The sequence below is a fragment of the Paraburkholderia sp. UCT70 genome, from assembly GCF_050434085.1.
Lineage (GTDB): Bacteria > Pseudomonadota > Gammaproteobacteria > Burkholderiales > Burkholderiaceae > Paraburkholderia > Paraburkholderia tuberum.
Genome location: NZ_JBNPVZ010000002.1, coordinates 1,593,369 through 1,613,099, shown reverse-complemented (window position 1 = coordinate 1,613,099; position 19,731 = coordinate 1,593,369). Strand labels below are relative to the sequence as shown.

15 protein-coding genes and 2 pseudogenes are annotated in these 19,731 nt (G+C 63.3%); 6 read left to right on the top strand and 11 right to left on the bottom strand.

Annotation, left to right across the window (positions count from 1 at the left end):
* Positions 1-113: 113 nt before the first annotated feature.
* Together OKW41_RS09770 and OKW41_RS09765 are read right to left on the bottom strand one after the other, a co-directional pair.
* A pseudogene (locus tag OKW41_RS09770) lies at positions 114-945 on the bottom strand (sensor histidine kinase); the annotation flags it as partial.
* 132 nt (positions 946-1,077) lie between these two features.
* Positions 1,078-1,878, bottom strand: coding sequence for an alpha/beta hydrolase (locus OKW41_RS09765; RefSeq protein ID WP_429572316.1), 801 nt, complete (start codon positions 1,876-1,878; stop codon positions 1,078-1,080).
* Positions 1,879-2,439: 561 nt separating this feature from the next.
* On the opposite strand from OKW41_RS09765, the gene OKW41_RS09760 reads away from it, so the two are divergent.
* The gene (locus OKW41_RS09760) at positions 2,440-3,249 is read left to right on the top strand and encodes a class I SAM-dependent methyltransferase (RefSeq protein WP_429572315.1); all 810 of its coding nucleotides are present in this window, start codon (positions 2,440-2,442) and stop codon (positions 3,247-3,249) included.
* Positions 3,250-3,269: 20 nt separating this feature from the next.
* Here OKW41_RS09760 and OKW41_RS09755 read toward each other — a convergent pair whose 3' ends face one another.
* Together OKW41_RS09755 and OKW41_RS09750 are read right to left on the bottom strand one after the other, a co-directional pair.
* Positions 3,270-6,023: an HAD-IC family P-type ATPase gene (locus OKW41_RS09755; RefSeq protein WP_429572314.1), complete on the bottom strand. Its 2,754-nt coding sequence runs from the start codon at positions 6,021-6,023 to the stop codon at positions 3,270-3,272.
* Between the two features lie 44 nt (positions 6,024-6,067).
* On the bottom strand, positions 6,068-7,015 hold the full coding sequence (locus tag OKW41_RS09750; protein WP_429446603.1) for a polyphosphate kinase 2 family protein: 948 nt from the start codon (positions 7,013-7,015) through the stop codon (positions 6,068-6,070).
* 262 nt (positions 7,016-7,277) lie between these two features.
* Here OKW41_RS09750 and OKW41_RS09745 point away from each other — a divergent pair, with 262 nt between their 5' ends.
* Positions 7,278-7,781, top strand: a complete 504-nt coding sequence (locus OKW41_RS09745; protein ID WP_429572313.1) for a phosphatase PAP2 family protein — start codon at positions 7,278-7,280, stop codon at positions 7,779-7,781.
* Positions 7,782-7,874: 93 nt separating this feature from the next.
* Here OKW41_RS09745 and yjfF read toward each other — a convergent pair.
* The 5 genes and pseudogenes from yjfF to OKW41_RS09720 all read right to left on the bottom strand — a co-directional run bounded on the left by yjfF (position 7,875) and on the right by OKW41_RS09720 (position 13,671).
* A pseudogene (yjfF, locus tag OKW41_RS09740) lies at positions 7,875-8,973 on the bottom strand (galactofuranose ABC transporter, permease protein YjfF).
* The gene (locus OKW41_RS09735; protein WP_429572312.1) at positions 8,970-10,013 is read right to left on the bottom strand and encodes an ABC transporter permease; all 1,044 of its coding nucleotides are present in this window, start codon (positions 10,011-10,013) and stop codon (positions 8,970-8,972) included. The pseudogene yjfF and the gene OKW41_RS09735 overlap by 4 nt, the downstream one beginning before the upstream one ends.
* Positions 10,010-11,647 (bottom strand): sugar ABC transporter ATP-binding protein, encoded by a 1,638-nt coding sequence (locus OKW41_RS09730; RefSeq protein ID WP_429572311.1) that lies wholly within the window; start codon positions 11,645-11,647, stop codon positions 10,010-10,012. Before OKW41_RS09730 ends, OKW41_RS09735 begins: the two co-directional genes overlap by 4 nt.
* Positions 11,648-11,900: 253 nt before the next feature.
* Positions 11,901-12,887 carry an ABC transporter substrate-binding protein gene (locus OKW41_RS09725; RefSeq protein ID WP_429572310.1) on the bottom strand — a complete coding sequence of 329 codons (987 nt, stop codon included), beginning with the start codon at positions 12,885-12,887 and terminating at the stop codon, positions 11,901-11,903.
* A 181-nt stretch (positions 12,888-13,068) separates the two neighbouring features.
* The gene (locus OKW41_RS09720) at positions 13,069-13,671 is read right to left on the bottom strand and encodes an alpha-ketoglutarate-dependent dioxygenase AlkB family protein (RefSeq protein WP_090806179.1); all 603 of its coding nucleotides are present in this window, start codon (positions 13,669-13,671) and stop codon (positions 13,069-13,071) included.
* A gap of 140 nt (positions 13,672-13,811) precedes the next feature.
* Here OKW41_RS09720 and OKW41_RS09715 point away from each other — a divergent pair, with 140 nt between their 5' ends.
* Positions 13,812-14,396: a malonic semialdehyde reductase gene (locus tag OKW41_RS09715; RefSeq protein WP_429572309.1), complete on the top strand. Its 585-nt coding sequence runs from the start codon at positions 13,812-13,814 to the stop codon at positions 14,394-14,396.
* Between the two features lie 58 nt (positions 14,397-14,454).
* Here OKW41_RS09715 and OKW41_RS09710 read toward each other — a convergent pair whose 3' ends face one another.
* Positions 14,455-14,802: a hypothetical protein gene (locus OKW41_RS09710; RefSeq protein ID WP_429572308.1), complete on the bottom strand. Its 348-nt coding sequence runs from the start codon at positions 14,800-14,802 to the stop codon at positions 14,455-14,457.
* A gap of 392 nt (positions 14,803-15,194) precedes the next feature.
* Between OKW41_RS09710 and OKW41_RS09705 the strand changes: the two genes are divergently transcribed.
* The 3 genes from OKW41_RS09705 to OKW41_RS09695 all read left to right on the top strand — a co-directional run bounded on the left by OKW41_RS09705 (position 15,195) and on the right by OKW41_RS09695 (position 17,959).
* The gene (locus tag OKW41_RS09705) at positions 15,195-16,358 is read left to right on the top strand and encodes a metallophosphoesterase (RefSeq protein ID WP_184038688.1); all 1,164 of its coding nucleotides are present in this window, start codon (positions 15,195-15,197) and stop codon (positions 16,356-16,358) included.
* A gap of 476 nt (positions 16,359-16,834) precedes the next feature.
* Positions 16,835-17,542: an MgtC/SapB family protein gene (locus tag OKW41_RS09700; RefSeq protein WP_090806188.1), complete on the top strand. Its 708-nt coding sequence runs from the start codon at positions 16,835-16,837 to the stop codon at positions 17,540-17,542.
* A 162-nt stretch (positions 17,543-17,704) separates the two neighbouring features.
* On the top strand, positions 17,705-17,959 hold the full coding sequence (locus OKW41_RS09695) for a GlsB/YeaQ/YmgE family stress response membrane protein (RefSeq protein ID WP_018420763.1): 255 nt from the start codon (positions 17,705-17,707) through the stop codon (positions 17,957-17,959).
* Between the two features lie 104 nt (positions 17,960-18,063).
* Here the strand turns inward: OKW41_RS09695 and OKW41_RS09690 are convergent, their stop codons facing one another.
* Positions 18,064-19,563, bottom strand: coding sequence for an acetyl-CoA hydrolase/transferase family protein (locus tag OKW41_RS09690; RefSeq protein ID WP_429573378.1), 1,500 nt, complete (start codon positions 19,561-19,563; stop codon positions 18,064-18,066).
* Positions 19,564-19,731 lie beyond the last annotated feature (168 nt).

Genomic DNA, 19,731 nt, shown 5'->3' with positions numbered 1-19,731 from the left:
TCGCCCGGCTGCGGCTGCTGACGGCGGCGGCGCCTTTGCTGCAATGCAATTAGCAGCGTCCAACCGGATTGCGTACTGCAGAGTCGGTCGATGTGCGTGACTGCAACGAATCGTCAATCCCCGTTTGCGGTCGCATCCGCACGGGGGAGTGACACGGAAAACGAGGTCTCGGTCTCGCGGATCGCGACTCGATCGCACCGTGATGGGCCTTGGCGATTTCGCTGGCAATATACAGACCCAGCCCCAGGCTGGCCGCCCTGTCATGTTCGCTTTGTTGCTCGGCTCCCGCGTCAAGGGATCGAAAATGCGCGCCAAGGTTTCATGCTCGATGGCGGGTCCGCTGTTTCTGACATCGATATAAACCTGGGTTGCGTCTCCGGTCACCTCCACGCGCACCGGCGTATCCTGTGCCCCATACTTGATGGCATCGAGTACCAGGTTCTGAAGCAATTGCTGCAGGCGCCGGCCATCCCACACTCCGTGTAAATTGCCCCTCACCTGAAGCTCGATCTGCCGGTCAGAGTGAACCGCACGCAGTTCATCGATTTCGTCGGCAAGCACGCCCGCAAGATCGATACTCGTTGGCATGACGTTGATGCCCAGGCCCAGCCGCGTCCGGTTGAAATCGCACAGGTCATCCAGCAGCCCCTGGATCCGCGCTCCGCTAAGGATCAGGCGGGCGGCTGCTTCCGATACTCGCTGCCCCGCATTCAGAGCGGCCAGATAGGATGCCGTCATCTGAATCGCCTGGAGCGGGTTGCGCATGTCGTGTCCGAGCATGACAAGCAGCAGGTTTCGATTCTGCTCGACCTGCGCGCTGAAAAAGCTGACCGATTCGGCAAGTGCCTGGTCGATCGCTTCATCGAAGCGAATGACGTCGTCCAGATGAGGTGCTCCGGGCTCGCAATCGTCCATCCACAGGCGAAGCACGCTTGCGCGCAGTGCGTCGGCAATGGCCAATGACGTGTCGCACCGTTACGAGCTGACGACCGTTGCTCCCGGGGAACTGCCGCTGACTTCGTGCGAACTTCCCGGAGCTCCGTACCCCAGCGGGTCCATCCCGCTGCCGGGAAAACATTACTGCTTCTGTAACGGTTGGCCGTGCAGCCAGCCATGAATATTCGCTAGCACCTCAGTCTCGATCCCAAGAAACCCATGCGGCGAGTGCCCACCGCACCTTGTTGACGTATCGCCTTCTCCCTCCGTCGAACCGACTTCGTCATACGCAAAGTGGTTGCTCTCGGCCAGCCGCTTACCCGCATATGCCGGCGACGACACGCATTGGTCGTTCCGGTTGGAGACAACGAGCACCCGATGTGTAGTGCCATCCACGTCAAGATCGGAGATAGTCGCGCCGCCCCCCTTGTGGGAAACCGTGACCGGTGAAGTCAGGACAAAGGCATCCGCGATGTTTGGATCGCGTTCCAGCGCGTTGCCGACCGACACCGTGCCTGCGCTCGTCCCGATCAGCGCAATCTTCGACTTTGGAAACCGCTCGCGCAACCTTGCCACGATGGCCTGCGTGTCGGCGAACGACTCCTTGCTGCGACGGAACAGGTCATCGACGCCCGGCGCACGGTCGGACGGCGTATCGACCAGCACCACGGCGTCTCCTCGATCGATCCAATGGTGAGCTGAGCGGATCAGGAAATTGCCCTTGAGCGTCGTCGCGCCGGTAGTGTCCAGATGCAGGGCGCCCGGCGTGCCTCCGAACAGAACGACGACCCACGCCGGGCTCGACGAAGGCGACTCGACAAAAATGCTTTGCGTGGCTCCTTCGCGCGACGCAAACGTCACGAGTTCGCCGTGGTCGAGCGGATCGGCATAGATATGGGCGGATAGCATGAGAACAGCCAGCGTGCAGCAAAAACGTTTCATACAAGAGTCCTCGAGCTATCGATGACGGAGTCGAATGCCATGCAGGTCGTTCGCTCTCCACATGCTCGCGCATCATTAGATACCTTGAACGCAGGCTTCTGTCGGTCACGATCTACCTGACGGACATCGCGCTGTTCGACCGCATTGTTAAGTTAACGCTGAATAAGACGGCCGAGCAACGGGAGGTTGGCACTGATGTTCGCTCGAACACAACGGATGAGCGTCAAGGCGCAAAACCATCAGAATAAGGCGCGAAATGGAGAGGTTCCCCGACCAGTTTTGACAAATTCAACTGCTATCCTTCAAAACTTGAACCCGTTCACTATCGCGGCTTTATCCAGGTAGTTGCTGCCGCAGGTCTCGCCAAACGCAGTCCATCAGCGCTCAAAATCGGAGTAGTCAACATCCCGCGAACCTCTCAACCCCGATGTCACTCGGGCAGCGAAAGCCGGTACTGCGGAAGCGGATTGCGCAGACCTCAACATGGACCAAGGATTACCAGCATACTGGCCCGGTAGAGCCTGAAATTCGTCGTATCGTTCGCACCGCCATGAGGGATATATGCATAAACCCACCGACACTGAAACGATCCCGAGCAATGAATTGCAGCAGGTCAAGGCGACTTATGCCAAGCTTTGCGAGGACTACATTGCACATCGTAGCGATGGTGAATACCGGGACTATGTGCAATCGGTCATTGCCAACAACGCGAGTCTCGATCGCCACGTGCGCGCGTTCGAAATTTACGCACCGTATATCAAGCGTGGCATGAAAGTGCTCGACTGGGGATGCCGGCACGCCCCAGATTCGTGCATGCTTCGCACGCTCTACCATGACATCGATATATATGGCTGCGACATCTGCAAGGATGGGGAATTCGCGGAATTCCATGAGTACGCCGGGTTATCTTTCGCATCGCTCGATCATGAATTTCTGCTGCCCTACGAAGACAATCAATTCGACGTGGTGATCGGAAGCGGTGTACTCGAGCACGTTGCCCGCGAGCAAAAGAGCCTCGATGAGCTATGGCGCGTGCTGAAAGACGACGGTTTGCTGATAATCACATTTTTACCTAACCGCTTATCGGTGACCGAAAACGCGTGCAGAGTCATGAAGAAGTACACGGGCCATAATCGGCTGTACAGTCTCAGCGACGCGAGGCGCCTGTTTCTCAGGTCGGGATTCGTACTGGAAGAATGCGGCTATCATCAGGTCTTTCCCACCTTCGCAAAAGGCGTAAAGGGCGGCGGAGCGCTCAACGCCCTGGCCAATATCGGCATGAAGCTGAACCGGCCTTTCGAGCGGATACCGATCGTGAATGCAGTCTCGGCTAATCTGTTTTTCATCCTCCGCCGCGTGCATGAGATGTAGCAGGCGGCCGCCAAGGCGGCCTACCTCGCGGGATCATTGCGCAAGGCCGCGCCCTCCTGTTGCGACGTCACAAATCCTCTCAATGCAGGGGTAAGCCGGAAAACGAGCTTCTCGATCTCCACCACGAGGAAAAACAGGATGCCACCACCGACGAGCCACCCCCACGCCGACAAGGGCAGAGCCTCAGTGTGGAAAATGGCATGGAACGGGAACGTATAGGTGAACAGAAGCTGCAAGACCACGACGCCGGCTATTCCGTACCAGAGATAGCGATTGCCTATATGGGCGCGCACGGACAGCGACGAATCGAGCAGATACCGGATGTTGAGCAGATAGAACACCTGGCCCAGCGTAATGGCGTTGACCGCGGCCGTGCGCGCCATCTGATCCGACGCCCCTTGCGACTTCATCCAGAAGAAGGTGGACAGCGTATAGAGCACGAGCGCCGCGCCGACGAACAGGATGCGCCAGATGCCGAAGCTCGTGACGATCGGCCGGTCGATTGCGCGTGGCGAGCGGCGCATCACGTCTGCCTCGTGCGGCTCGAACGAAATGGTCAGGCCGAGCGCGACGGAAGTAACCATATTGACCCACAGGATCTGCGGCGCCGTGATCGGCAGCGTGAAGGCGAACAGGATCGCCACCGCGATCACCGCGCCTTGCGCGACATTGGTCGGCAGCATGAACAGCATCGCTTTCTCGATGTTGTTGTAGACCGTGCGCCCTTCCTTCACCGCCGCGGAGATCGACGCGAAATTGTCGTCGGCGAGGATCATGCCCGCCGCCTCCTTCGTCACCTCGGTGCCCTTGATCCCGATCGCGACACCGATGTCGGCTTTCTTGAGCGCCGGCGCATCGTTGACGCCGTCGCCCGTCATCGCGACGATCTGCCGATTCGCCTGGATCGCCTTGACGAGCCGCAGTTTGTGCTCGGGACTCGCGCGCGCGAACACGTCGACGCCGCGCACGCATTCCTGCAGCGCCGCATCGTTCATCGCCTCGATCTCGGTGCCGGACACGGCGGTCTTGCCGTCGCCGATGCCCAGCATTCTTGCGATTGCCGCCGCCGTGATCTTGTGGTCGCCCGTGATCATCGTCACGCGAATGCCGCCACCGTGGCATTCGCGCACGGCGTCGATCGCTTCTTTGCGCGGCGGGTCCATCAGGCCCACGAGGCCGAGCAGTACGAGGGTACGCGGCAGGTCCTGCGGCCCGAGGCCGCCCGTACGCAGGCCCGGGTCCGACAGCCACGCGAGCCCGAGCACGCGCTCACCTTGCGCGGCGAGCCGGTCGCCCTCCCTCGCGAAGTGCTCGCGATCGAGCGGCGCCGGGCCTTGCGCCGTCTGCTGCCGGTCGCAGTGGTCGAGGATCACCTCTGGCGCGCCTTTGACCAGCAGCATTTCGCCGTCCGTCGAACGGTTCAGCGTCGCCATGAACTTGTGCTCGGACTCGAAGGGGATCGCGTCGATCCTCGGCGCGGCGGCCGTCTCGGCGGCGCGGTCCATGCCCAGCTTGGAAGCGAACGGATAGAGCGCGCCCTCGGTCGGGTCACCTTCCACTTTCCATTTTCCGTCTTCCTCGAAGAGCTCGGCGTCGTTGCACAATAGCGACACGCGGCCCATCAGCTTGAGCACGTCCGGCGCGGCGCCGAGCGGCTTGCCATCCGCGCTGACCTCTCCTTCGCTGGCGTAGCCGTCGCCCGTAACGGCATAGGCCGCTTCGGCCGTTACGACGGAGGTCACCATCATCTCCATCAGGGTCAGCGTGCCCGTTTTATCCGAGCAGATGCGCGAGACGGCGCCCAGCGTTTCGACCGCCGGCAGGCGGCGAATAATGGCGTTGCGCTGGGCCATGCGCTGCACGCCGATGGCGAGCGTGATGGTGATGAGCGCCGGCAGGCCTTCCGGGATGACCGATACCGCAATCCCCACGATGGCCTGGAACAGCTCGACGAAGGTCATGTGTCCGAGCCAGTGCCCCCAGGAGAAGAGCAGCACGCTGACAACGGCGATCACTGCCGTGATGACGTAGCCGAACTTCTTGATCTGGCGCAGCAGCGGCGTCTCGAGCGCGCTGACCTCGGCGAGCATCTGGTTGATCCGGCCGAGTTCCGTCTGGCTCCCGGTCGTCACCACGACGCCGGTTGCCCGGCCCGACAAGACCATCGTGCCGCAGAACGCCATGTTCTCGCGGTCGCCGACCGTGGCTTTGGCGGGTACCGGCGCGGTGCCCTTCTCGGCCGGGAGGGATTCCCCCGTGAGAGCCGCTTCTTCCGTGCGCAGGTTCCTGGCGTCGACGAGACGCATGTCCGCCGGGATTTTGTCGCCCGATTCCAGTAGCACGATGTCGCCAGGAACGAGTTCCTCGGCGGGGATCAAGCGAACCGCTCCGCCACGCATAACGCGCGCTTCCGCGGACAGCATGTTGCGAATCGAGTCGAGCGCCTTCTCGGCGCGTCCTTCCTGCAGGAAGCCGAGCAGCGAGTTGAGGATGACGACGGCCAGAATGACCGAGCCATCGAGCCACAGGCCCAGCATGAACTTGACGAAACCGGCCGCGACCAGCACGTAGATCAGAACGTTGTGAAGCTGCATCAGGAAGCGTACGACTGGCCCCCTCTTCTTGCCCTGCGGGAGGCGGTTCGGCCCATAGGTGGACAGCCGCCCGCTCGCTTCCGTTACATCGAGGCCCTGCGCGGGATCGACGTTGAACTGCCGTTCGATGTCACCGGCCGGCATCGCATGCCACGGCGTCGCACTCTCAACTGAGCTCATCCTCGTGTCTCCCGGTTCCAGTGATTTCGGGTCAGGGGCCGCTCTCAATGGTCTGGATCGTCCCCGGGTTGATCGGGTCTCGTCTCGTCCAACGCTTCAGCGTCGAATTCCTCCCTCGCGGCGGCGAGATCCTTCATCTGCTCTTGCGTGGCTTTCGGATATTCGAGGTCGAGCTTCTCGACGGCCTCGACGATCGCGGCCGCGACGATGAGGCGCGTGAAAGGTTTGTTGTCGGCGGGCACGACGAACCACGGAGCCGCTTCGGAGGCCGTCGCGCGGATCGCCTCTTCATAGGCGTGCATATAGTCGTTCCAGTAGCGACGCTCGCGAACGTCGGCTGCGGAAAACTTCCAGTGCTTGTCGGGATTGTCGAGGCGATCCATGAATCGCCTCTTCTGCTCCCCGTACGACAGGTTCAGATAGAACTTGAGAATGACCACGCCCTGGCGCGTCAGATAGTCCTCGAAGCGCGCGATGTCGGCGAGCCGCTCGTCCCATATGTTGTTGCCGACCCGTGCCGCTGGGATCTTCTGCGCATGGAGCAGATGCTGATGCACGCGCACCACCAGCACCTCCTCATAGTACGAGCGGTTGAAAATGCCGATGTGCCCGCGCTCGGGCACTTTCCTGGAATAGCGCCAAAGGAAGTCGTGGGAGAGCTCCTCATCCGACGGCTGCTTGAACGAGATGACATCGCACCCCTGCGGATTGACGCGCGACATCACGTGCTTGATCGTCCCATCCTTTCCCGCGGCGTCCATGGCCTGGAACACCAGCAGCACAGACCAGGAATCCTGCGCGTAGAGGATCTCCTGCTCCATCGCGAGCCATTTCGACCCGCGCTGGAGTAGTTGCTGCGCCTCTTCCTTATGCATTCTGAGTCCCACCGTCTCGCCGGGATCGAAATTCTTCAGGAAGAAATCTTTGCCGCTCGTGACGCGGAACGGATCGGTGTATGCCCGCAGCGCGTCGAGTATTTCCGTGCGAACCATCGCTCTTTCTCCACGGCATCTGCATTCAGTTGCACGATTCGCGGATTGCATTGCAACCGCAGTCGTACTGTTCACAACTCTTTCTGATAATAGGTCACGCAAACGGAAACGTGCTCATCGGCAACGACGCTGCGCACCCGCGTAGCGACGGGAAACACACGTCTCAACGCTGCCACGTTCCGGACAGCCGAGCCAGTCGATCACAGCCTGTCGGCCCGGTCGACCCAGTCACGACAAGGCCGTCAGACGATAGGCATTACCTGTGCTTATCCTTCATCAGACAGCGCCAACAAAAATTGCCGAGCACAATGTCGAGCCACGAACACGAGCACGGGGAACAGCGGAGCAGTGGGCGTTACCTGAACCGATACCTGAGCGGCTGGGGCCGTCGTGGCCCTCGTCACCGCGCTCGACCGGTTCTGGGTCGTCGGCAAGGGCTACACCGTGCCCGGCGACGGCGTCGCCAATCTCGCGCAAGTCGGCGCAAGGCGTGGTGTCGATGCCTTCATTTCACACGACGCTCGCTATTGTCTTTATCTATGCGCTGCGTCGCATGCCACGGCTTTTGCTGTTTGCGATTCCTCTCAACGTGACGATGATCCTGTCGACGCCGACGCAAGGCGGTCACTATCTCGCCGATGTGATTGCGGGTCTGCTGCTCAGTGCGCTGACGATTGCAGCGCTCAAGCGCTGCATGCACCTGCTGGCGACGCGCGAATCCGCGAATGCGCCGAGTTCGCGGTCTATGCCGGTGCGAACGGCATGAGCTGGACGCTCGGAAGCGGCCGCGCGGACAAACGTGAACGCAGCGCGGCTTGCGCCGCGCCGCCGTGGTTCGAAGCGACTGGAAGACCGCGCGCTAGCCCGGCGCCCGCCCCAACACCTGCGAATCCGACGACGCCGTCGTCGACGTCTCGTCACGCCCGTGCCCATGCCCCGTCGTCGTGACCGCATTGGTGCCGCCGGGCCGACGGACCGATTTCGCGTGCCGCTCGATCAATCGCTGCAGCAAACAGAACGCGCACAGCAGCGCGCCGATCACGATCCTCGTCCACCACGAACTGAGCGTGCCGTCGAACGTAATCAGCGTCTGAATCGTGCCCAGAATGCCGACGCCGAACAGCGAGCCGACCACATAACCGACGCCGCCCGTCAGCAGCGTGCCGCCGATCACCGTGGCCGCAATCGCATCGAGTTCCATGCCCTGCCCTTGCAGCCCATAGCCCGACAGCACGTAGAACGTGAACACCGCGCCGCCGAGCGCCGAACAGAAGCCGCTCAGCGCATACACGCCGACCCGCGTGCGCGCGACCGGCAGGCCCATCAGCAGCGCCGAGCGCGGATTGCCGCCGACCGCATACACGTTGCGTCCGAAGCGCGTGAAATGGGCGACATAGATCGCGGCCGCGAGCGTCACGGCCGCGATCAGCACGTTCGCCGATACCGAACCGACGCCGACGCTGAGACGAAACGCGGAGATCGCCTTGAACGTCGGATCGGTGATCGTGATCGACTGCGTCGTGATCAGAAAGCACAGGCCACGCGCGAAGAACATCCCCGCCAGCGTCACGATGAACGCCTGCAGGCGGAAGTAGTGAATCAGCGCGCCCCTGCACCGCGCCGAACACCGTGCCCATCAACAGCACGATCGGAATGATGAGCCACACCGACACATGCATATGCTCGGACAGCACGGCTTCGACGATCGTCGTCAGCGCGACGATCGAGCCCACCGACAGATCGATGCCGCCCGACACGATCACGAACGTCATGCCGATCGCGACGATCAGCAGGAACGCGTTGTCGACGAGCAGATCGAGCAACACCTGCCACGAGAAGAAACCGGTGTACATCACCGAACCAAAGCCGAACAGCGCGCAGAACAGCAGGACCGTCACCGCGATCGGCAGCGTGCGCGGATCGACCACGCGGGCGAGTGCTTCGAGAACGCGCGTCATCGTGCCACCCCGCGCGATTTGACGAGCGACGCGCCGAACGACACCGCGAGCGCGCGTGCCACCGGCGACTGGATCACGCTGACCGCGAGCACGACGGCCGCCTTCACGACTAGCGTCGCTTCCGGCGGCACGCCGATCGAATACGTGGTGTACGTGAGCGTCTGGATGATCAGCGCGCCGAGCACCGTGCCCGCGAAACTGAAGCGGCCGCCGAGCAGCGACGTGCCGCCGAGCGTCACGGCGAGAATCGCGTCGAGTTCGAGCAGCAAGCCCGCGTTGTTGCCGTCCGCGCTACGCACGTTCGAGCTGATCAGGATGCCGGCCAGCGCCGCGGTCAGGCCCGAGAAGCCGTACACCGCGAATACGATCGCCTTCGAGCGCAAGCCGACGAGCCGTGTCGCAACCGGGTTCACGCCGATCGCGCGAATGAACAGACCGAGCGCCGTGCCCTCCACCAGGGCGGCGGTCGCCAGCACGGCTACGGTCGCGATCCATACCGAGCACGGCACGCCGAGCCAGTAGCCGCCACCGACGAACAGATAGCCGGGCGCGCCGATCGGGATGATCTGCCCGGCGGTCAGCAGTTGCGCGATGCCGCGGCCCGCGACCATCAGGATCAGCGTCGCGATGATCGGCTGCATGCCGACGAACGCCACGAGCAGCCCGTTCCACATGCCGCTCAAGATGCCGACGACGAGCGCGGCCAGCAGCGCCTGCGCGATCAGCGCACCGCTCGGCACGGCCTGGGTCGCGAGTATCGTCGCGGCCGCGGCGCCCGCGATCGCGACCACCGCGCCGACCGAAATATCGATGCCGCGTGTCGCAATCACGAGCGTCATGCCGATCGCGACCAGCACGAGCGGCGCCGCGCGATTCAGGATATCGATCGGCGCGCCGAACAGGTGGCCGTCGAGCGTGCGCAGCGCGAGAAAATGCGGATTGACCAGCAGATTCAGTCCGCCCAGCAACACGAGCGTCACGCATGGCCACAGCAGCGGACGCTCCACCCCGTCGCGCGCGAACCAGTTCGATAGCTTCATTCGCCGCTCCCTGCGATGAGTCGGTAGATGTTGTCCTCGTTCGACGACTTACCGGCCACCTCGGCGATCTTGCGGCGATCGCGCAGCACCGCGACGCGATGGCTCACGCGCAGCACCTCGCTGATCTCCGACGAGATGAACAGGATGGACAGGCCGTTCGCGCACAGCGCGAGCAGCCGGTCCATGATGTCGAACTTCGCGGCGACGTCGATGCCGCGGGTCGGCTCGTCGAGGATCAGCAGTTTGGGATCGGTTGCCAGCCAGCGTGCGAGCAGCGCCTTCTGCTGGTTGCCGCCGGACAGCAGCGCGATCGGCTGTTCGGCGTCGGACGCCTTGATGCCGAGCCGCTCGATCCACATATCGGCGAGCTCGCGTGCGCGTTGCCGGCTGATCTTGCGCCACCAGCCGCGCCGCGCCTGCAACGCGAGCATGATGTTTTCGCGGATCGACAGTTCGGCGACGATGCCTTCCTTCTTGCGGTCTTCCGCGCAATAGCCGATGCCGTGGCGCACCGCGTCGTGCGGCGTGCGCAGCCGCACGGCGCGCCCTTCGACGAGGATCGTGCCGCTGTCCGCGCGATCCGCGCCGAACAGAAGCCGCGCGGTTTCGGTGCGGCCCGAGCCGAGCAGACCCGCGAGGCCGAGAATCTTGCCGGCCTGCATCTCGAGATCGATCGGCTGCAAGGTGCCGCGACGGCCGACGCCGCGCAGCTCGATGAACGGCTGCGTGGCCGTTGCTTCCGTGTGGTCTTGCGCGACCTCCTGCAGATCGTCGGCGGCCTGTCCTTCGTGCGCCGCTTCGCGCAGACGCGCGCTCATGCGCTCGTGGCCGACCATCTTCGCGACCAGCTGATCCGCGGACAGATCGCGCGCGAGATATTCGCCTTCGCGCTCGCCGTTGCGCATCACCGTGATGCGATCGGAGATCGCATAAGTCTGCTCGATGAAATGCGTGACGAACAGGATCGCAATGCCCGATCGCTTAAGATGCCGAAGTATTTTGAATAGCTGCGCGACTTCGCTGTCGTCGAGGCTCGAAGTCGGTTCGTCGAGAATCAGCACGCGCGCATCGACGGACAACGCTCGCGCGATCGCGACCATCTGCTGCACGGCGATCGGATAGGCGTCGAGCGAGCGCGTGACGTCGAGCGACACGTCGAGGCGCGCGAGCGCTTTCTGCGCGCGCCGCTTGATGTCGGGCCAGTCGATCGCGCCGAAGCGGCGCGGCTGCCGGCCCGCGAAGATGTTCTCCGCCACCGACAGATTCGGGCACAGGTTCACTTCCTGGTACAGCGTGCGCACGCCGGCCGCCTCGGCTTCCTGCGGCGACGCGAACGCGACCACCTCGCCGCCGAGGCGGATCGTGCCGGCATCGGGTGCGAGCACGCCGGTGAGCACGTTGATCAACGTGGATTTGCCGGCGCCGTTCTGGCCCATCAGCGTATGGACCTCGCCGGGAAACAGGCGGAAGTCGACGTGTTGCAACGCCTTGACGCCCGGAAATGTCTTGCTGACGCCGGAGGTCGCCAGAATCGGTTCACGCGCGCTCATGTCATTCTGTTGGCTTGGCGCGCCCGGCGGCGTGCCGCGCTGCGGCTGGTCCGGCTGATTCGGTTCGGTAGCGGAATGGGTCATGGACCTCGCTCGATCGGCTATGCATGGTTCGGCAGGCCCCAGTGACATGCTCCCGCGGGCGCATGCTCCTGAAAAGAGACCGCCCGCTGCAGAAGAAAGCAGCCCGGGCGGTCAGGCACCACTGGAGAAACCTGTTCGATGCGTCCGTACTGCACATCTCCTTCGCGCCGTCAGCCCGTTGGCCCCGGCGCCTGAACACCGCACACGCCGCGGCGCTCGCGCGAGCGCGGCCGCGGCGACGTTGCGCGCCGCGTCAGTACTTACGCGACGGCAGAGTTTGCGCGGCCACGCTCATCGGGAAGACAGTCTCCTGAGTCAGGATGCGCTTCGGCAGCGGCTTGCCAGCCACGACGTCTTTCACCGCCGACATCAGCTGCGGTCCGAGCAGCGGGCTGCACTCGACGTCGACATTCATCTTGCCGGCGGCCATCGCCTGGAAGCCGCCCTTGGTTGCGTCGAACGAAACCACCACGACGTCCTTGCCCGGATGCATGCCGGCTTCTTCCATCGCCTGGATCGCGCCGAGCGCCATGTCGTCGTTATGAGCATAGACGACGTTGATCTTGTTGCCGTAGGTCTTGATGAACGCTTCCATCACCTGCTTGCCGCCGGCGAGCGTGAAGTCGCCGCTTTGCGACGCGATGATCTTGAACTTCGGATCGCTCTTGATCACTTCGATCAAACCCGCGTGGCGGTCGTTGGCCGGCGCGGAGCCGACCGTGCCTTGCAGCTCGGCGATGTTGACCGGACCTTTATTGTCCTTGTAGTGATCCGCGAGCCAGTGGCCGCCGCGCCGTCCTTCTTCGAGGAAGTCCGAGCCGATCATCGTCACGTACAGCGACGTGTCCTTCACGTCGATGTTGCGGTCGGTCAGGATCACCGGAATCTTCGCGGCCTTGGCTTCGAGCAGCACCGGTTCCCAGCCCGATTCGACGACCGGCGAGAACGCGATCACGTCGACCTTCTGCGCGATATACGAGCGGATCGCCTTGATCTGGTTTTCCTGCTTCTGCTGCGCGTCGGAGAATTTGAGGTTGATGCCGGCGTCCGTCGCCGCCGACTTCACCGATTCGGTATTCGCGGTGCGCCATGCGCTTTCCGCACCGACCTGCGCAAAACCGAGCGTAATTTTCTTGTCCTCGGCATGCGCGCCGGGCGTGGCCAGCGTCAGCGCTCCGAGACTCGCGGAAAGCGCGAGCGCGCCCAGAGCGCGACACGCGGCACGTCGTGTATTCGCCATGACAGTCTCCAATCGTTGTTGTGTAGACGACCCAGCGGTCTGCCCGGCCCTCGTGGCCCTCACGGCGCATGGATCGTGATGTAGCGTACTGTGCGACACGTTAACCGTCCAATCATATGATTCGCGCCCTCGATATCAATTTTGGTATAGCGCGCCGGTCAGAGCATTGCCGCTCGCTGCCTCAGGTCGGCGTCATTCTCGGAGTGACCCAGCGAAACGTCAGATTGATGCGCTCGCCGCTCACGCGCGGCTCCTTCGGCACCCGATGACGCCACTGCGCCTGGGTGTCGCCCTTCATCACGAGCAGGCTGCCGCCCTTCAGCGAGAACGATTGCACGACGCCGCTGCGGTTGTGCTGCAGATCGAACCTGCGCGCGACGCCGAGGCTCACCGACGCGATCACCGGTTGCTTGCCGAGTTCGGGCTCGCGGTCCGCGTGCCAGCCCATGCTGTCGGCGCCACTGCGGTAACGATTCAGCAGCACGCTGTTAAAACGCGCGCCGCTGGTCGCCTCGACGGCCGCCTTCAGTTCGGCGACGGCGGGCGTCCATGCTTGCGGCACGTTGCGGATGCCCGAGTACACGTACACCGCGTCCGGTTCGCCCTGCCAGGCGGTCAGACGCGGCAGTGCAACCCGGCCGGCGGGCGTGCCCATCATGTCCTGGCGCCATTGCACTTCGTCGATCAGTCGGGCCAACAGGCGTTCGGCGTCGGCCGCCGCGAGCCAGTCTGGATACCAGTCGACGTCGGGCGTCGGCAGGTCGTTGAATAAATCGGTGCTCATCGGAATGTCTGGGTGCAAGCGGACAAGTCAAAACCCTGACTATTATGGCGACACTGGCCCACCCGCTGATTCACGCGCGTTGCTCTTTCATTCGACGCGGCTCTCCGCGTTCCCTCTGTTCTTTCGCACGGACTACTTCCATGACACTTTCCGATCAGGCGCTCGCGCAGCTCTTTCGCGACGCGCGTACGCACAATGGCTGGCAGAACAAGCCGATCGACGACGCCGTGCTGCGCGAGCTGATGGAGCTCGTACTGCTCGGCCCGACCTCGGCCAATTCGAGTCCGGGCCGCTTCGTGTTCGTCAGGACGCCGGAGGGCAAGGAGAAACTGCGCCCGGCGTTGTCGGCTGGCAATCTCGAGAAAACGATGGCCGCGCCCGTCACGGTGATCGTCGCCATGGACATGGCCTTCTACCAGTATCTGCCGAAACTGTTTCCCCATGCGGATGCGCGCAGCTGGTTCGTCGGCAACGAGCGGTTGGTTGCGGACACGGCGTTTCGCAATTCGACGCTGCAAGGCGGGTATCTGATTCTCGCGGCGCGTGCGCTCGGTCTCGACACTGGGCCGATGTCGGGCTTCGATCAGGCCAAGGTCGACGAAGCGTTTTTTGCGGGCACGACGGTGAAGTCGAACTTCCTGATCAATCTTGGCCACGGCGATCCGTCAAAGCTGTTAGCGCGCAGCCCGCGTTTTTCGTTCGACGAAGCGGCGCGCATAGTGTGACGGGGCGTTGATAATGGATGGCGCTGCGGGTGCGCGCCACGCGCTGGATCGGATCGCGTCACGTCAGCACCGCGACATAAAAGACCACCGTGCCGATCAGCGCGCCGATGAAGCAGAAGCCCTCTTCGGCATCGTCGCCATTCGAGCGCAGCCACGCGCCGACCGCACCGAACAGGCCCGCGATGCCGAGCGCGACGCACACCATCACGACGTCGAACAGCGCGCTTTTGCCGAGTTCGGAGAAATCGATGTTGCGTACGCCGACGTAAAGCGCAATCGCCATCAGCGAGATGCCGACGAGCGGCAGCATCACGTGGCTGCCCTCGCGCCCGACATGATGCTCATGATGCACATGATGCACGTCGTGCGCGTGATGCCACAGGTGGCCCGATTTGAGTAGCTTCATGATGTGCCTCCCCCCGCCCGATCTTTCCCGGCGACAGAACCAGTCATGGCCGAAGCGCCCTACGCTGCCCCGGCAACAAGCTGGCTGGTTTCAAGCATACTCCACACATGAATACAATTCAAAGCCCATTTAATTCGCTTGCATAGGCATTGAATGCGTGGCGCGCGGCCCTGTAAGTATGTGCTGAGCAGGAATGCGCCTGCCCCAACGCCCCCCCGTCGTGGCTCGCTCCGGCGCCTTCCGGCCCGCGTATCGTGCGGTGCGGGAGCACGAATTTTGCGGCTACGGCAAGGTACCGAACATGTCGGTAGAATGATTCGCCGCGTTCGTCAACCGATCGCTGCCGCGCTGTCGCTGCCCTTAGGCCCCTTCCCGCCCTGATCCTCTTCTTTATGCGACGTTCATCGTTTCTTGTCCGCATCATCCTGATTGGCATCCTGCTGCATATCTACGTCGGCTTGCGCCTGATTCCCGACATGCCGATCGACGCGGCCGGCCGCGGGCTGTGCGTGCTGTGGCTCGTGCTGTCGATCTACCTGATCCCGGTCGGCATGATGGCGCGCGGCTTCAAGCGCCAGCCGCTCGGCGACCGTCTCGCGTGGGTGGGCCTGCTCGCGATGGGCTTCTTCTCGTCGCTGCTGGTACTGACGTTCGCGCGCGACCTCGTGCTGGCGTCGCTGCTGACGATCGACGCGATCTGGCCGAACACGCTCACGATCGCGCATTGGCGCACCGGCTCGGCGGCGGCGGTGCCGCTGCTCGCGCTGCTGTCGACGCTGATCGGCCTGTTCAACGCGCGCCGTCGCGCGCGCGTCGTCACGATCGACGTGCCGATCGACGATCTGCCTGCCGCGCTCGACGGCTTCACGATCGTGCAGATCAGTGACATCCACGTCGGCCCGACGATCAAGGGCCGTTATGTCGATGCGATCGTCGACGCGGTGAACCGGCTCAAGCCGGATCTGATCGCGGTGACGGGCGACGTCGTCGACGGCAGCGTGCCGCAGCTGAGCCGGCATACGCAGCCACTGTCGCGGCTCGCCGCGCGGCACGGTGCGTTTCTCGTGACCGGCAATCACGAGTACTACTCCGGAGCGAACTCGTGGATCGCCGAATTCCGCCGGCTCGGCTTGCGGGTGCTGCTGAACGAACACGTGATCGTCGACCATGACGGCGCGCGCGCCGTGATCGCCGGCGTCACCGATTACTCGGCGGGTCATCACGACCCCGCGCATCGCAGCGACCCGGTCGCGGCGCTCGCCGGCGCGCCGGGCGACGTGCTGATCAGGGTGCTGCTCGCGCATCAGCCGCGTTCGGCCGAAGCGGCCGCGGCGGCCGGCTTTACGCTGCAGTTGTCGGGTCATACGCACGGCGGTCAGTTCTTTCCGTGGAATTTCTTTGTGCGCCTGCAACAGCCGTTCACGGCAGGCCTCGCGCGCCTGAATGGACTCTGGGTTTATACGAGTCGCGGTACGGGCTATTGGGGTCCGCCGAAACGACTCGGTGCGCCTTCGGAAATCACGCGCTTGAGACTCGTGCCGGGCGAACCGGATTGAACTCAACATTCGCAGTCCGGAGCAATTAATTACGGCCTGTCTACGATACGGCTGTAGCAAACCCACATGCGCACTCTCCGCCGATCGCGGCTTGACTGAACTTTGCGCCGCCCTCTAAAATCCGCGCAATTCTTTTAACCGGAATCACGATCTTGGACAGTAGCAGCTGTACCAGCCGAGTATCGATTTGCCCGCTCGCCTGAGCGGCAGGATTTTCGCGTCAGGTGTCCCTGTCGCCGTCCTGCCCTCGGGCTCGATGGCGCACGTCGCTCTCATTTCATTGTCATTCGCGTACTGTCGGTGAAGCGCAGCGTGGCTCGATGCCATGCCGATGCCGCACGCTTCCGGCCGCCGCACGCGTGTGCGCGCGAATTTCGTTCCACCCTCATGCGTTTACCGTGGACGAGGTAGACGACCCGACGTTCCCACGCGTAGGCTTCACCCTGCGGCAGCACGCACGCCAACCTTTCTGAACGATGACACTCGAATTCTTCCTGCGGCTTCTGACCGCTTTTGCTTGCGGCGTCGCGATTGGCCTCGAACGACAGATGCGCCAGCGCACTGCCGGCCTGCGCACGATCACGCTCGTGGCGAGCGGCGCGTGCCTGTTCGTCACGCTCGGCGTGCTGACCGGCAACGGCGTCAGCGGCGTCACGCAGATTGCCGCCTATGTGGTGTCCGGCGTCGGCTTTCTTGGCGGCGGCGTCATCATGCGCGACAAAGGCTCGATCCAGGGGATCAACACCGCGGCGACGCTGTGGTGCTCGGCGGCCGTCGGCGTGTTGAGCGGCGCGGGACATTACGGACCGGCGCTCGCGGGCACCGCGGTCGTGCTGCTGGCCAACACCGCGCTGCGTGAAGTGAGCCGGATGATCAACTCGACGCCGGTTTCAAACGCCGACCTCGTGCGCGAGTACGTGCTGACGATCGTCTGCCGCGAAGCCGACGAGATCAACATTCGCGCCGCGATTTCCAACTCGATGTACTCGGCGCCGCTGTCGTTCCAGAGCCTCACGAGCGAGGATGTCGAGGACGAACCGGCGCGCATTCGCGTGACGGCGACGCTGACGATGCATCCGAAGGATCAATCGAAGCTCGAACAGATGGCGAGCCGCCTGAGCATGGAAAAGAGCGTGTCCAGCGTCAGTTGGACCGCGCGGGAAGCGGAGCCGACGCCCGAGTGAAGCGCGGCGCGTAAGTCTCCTTTGTTCGCGCGCATCGTCTACACTTAGCTGGCAGCAGATTCAGACAATGTTAATTCCGCGTCGTGAACGTGGACGGTCCCATAACCTTCGACTAAGCTCTGTCACCGTGATTTGTTCACACTCAACCAGGGAGTCTCGAATATGGAACACGGCATCATCGCATGGATCATCATCGGCGCGATCGCGGGCTGGCTCGCGGGTGTGCTGGTCAGGGGCGGCGGCTTCGGCCTGATCGTCGACATCATCGTCGGGATCATCGGCGCGTTCATCGGCGGGTGGCTCGCCGGCGTGCTGCATATCTCGCTTGGCGGCGGCTGGATCGGCTCGATCATCACCGCGTTGATCGGCGCGGTCATTCTGCTGTTTATTATCCGGCTCGTGCGACGAGGGTCCTGAGCACGGCATCCGACGTCATCAAGCGCCAGCGGGTTCGAATCGCTGGCGCTTTTTTATGGCCTGTTGCTTCTGCTTTTATCGCCGCGGTTGTGGCCGCCGCAGAATCAGGCCGGCAGCATCGACCCCGTATCGCGTAGCCGCGTATGCCATGCAAACGCCTGATCGAGGCAATGCGGCGTCTGACCTCCCCAAAGCAACGCATCGCGGTAGTAGTCGCGCAACAGCTCGCGATACCGCGGATGTACGCAATGCTCGATGATCAGCGTCGCACGTTCGCGCGGCGCGAGGCCGCGCAGATCGGCGAGACCCTGCTCGGTGACGACGACGTCGACGTCGTGTTCGTTGTGATCGCAATGCGGCACCATCGGCACGATGCTCGAAATGCGGCCGTCCTTCGCGGTCGACTTGCTCGCGAACACCGCGCACGACGCATTGCGCGCAAAGTCGCCCGAGCCGCCGATGCCGTTCATCATATGCGTGCCGCCGACATGCGTCGAATTGACGTTGCCGTAGATATCGAATTCGAGCGCGGTATTGAGCGCGATCAGACCGAGCCGCCGAATCACCTCGGGATGGTTGCTGACTTCCTGCGGACGCAGCACGAGCCGGTCGCGATAGCGCTCGATATCGCCGAATACCTGCGCCTGCCGCGCGGCCGACAACGTGATCGACGCGCCGGACGCGAACGCGACCTTACCAGCGTCCATCAGATCGAACGTCGAATCCTGAAGGACTTCCGAATAAATTTCGAACACCTCGAAAGGCGAATCGACGAATCCCGCCAGCACCGCGTTGGCGATCGTACCGATGCCCGCCTGCAGCGGCGGCAACTGCTTCGGCATGCGGCCACGCGTGACTTCGTGCTGGAAAAATTCGATCAAATGACCGGCGATCAACGCGGTTTCCCGATCCGCGGGCAAGACCGTGGACGGGCTGTCGGCCATGTCCGTCATCACGATCGCCGCGATTTTCTCGGGCGGAATCTCGATAGCGGGTGTGCCGACGCGATCCTGCGCGCGCACGATCGGCAGCGGCTCGCGATGCGGCCGGCGCCCCGGAATCCAGATGTCGTGCAAGCCTTCGAGCCCGAGCGGCTGCGCAAGATTGATCTCGACGATGACCTTGTCCGCGAGAATCGCGAAGCTCGCCGAATTGCCGACCGACGTCGTCGGCACGATACCGCCGCTCTCCGTGATCGCGGCGGCTTCGATGATCGCGACATCTAGCTTGCCGAGCTGGTTCGCGCGCAGCATCTCGACGGTCTCGGACAGATGCTGATCGACGAACATCACTTCGCCGCGATTGATGGCGTCGCGCAGCGTCTTGTCTACCTGAAACGGCAGACGGCGCGCGAGCACATGCGCTTCGGTCAGCATGCGGTCAACGTCATGACCGAGCGAGGCGCCCGTCATCAACGTGATGCGCAGCGGCTCGCCCAGCCGGCGCGCACGCTCGGCGAGCGCGACCGGCACGGCCTTCGCGTCGCCCGCGCGCGTGAAGCCGCTTGCACCAACCCGCATGCCGTCGTGAATCAGAAGCGCCGCGTCGGCGGCCGTGGTGATTTTTTCGCGCAGCGCGGCGCAGCGAATTCGGTCTTCGTACATGAAAGGGAGTCTCTCCATAGTCGCCAGCTCCGTCTACTGGTGCGCACGTCTGCGGTGTGCTTCGCTCAATAGGCGGTTGCCGCACCCGCCGCGGCGTCTCGATCGGACGGCGTCGCGAGCAGGTGTTGGGTCGCGCGATAGGATCCGCGACAGGTGTTGCGCGTGAGG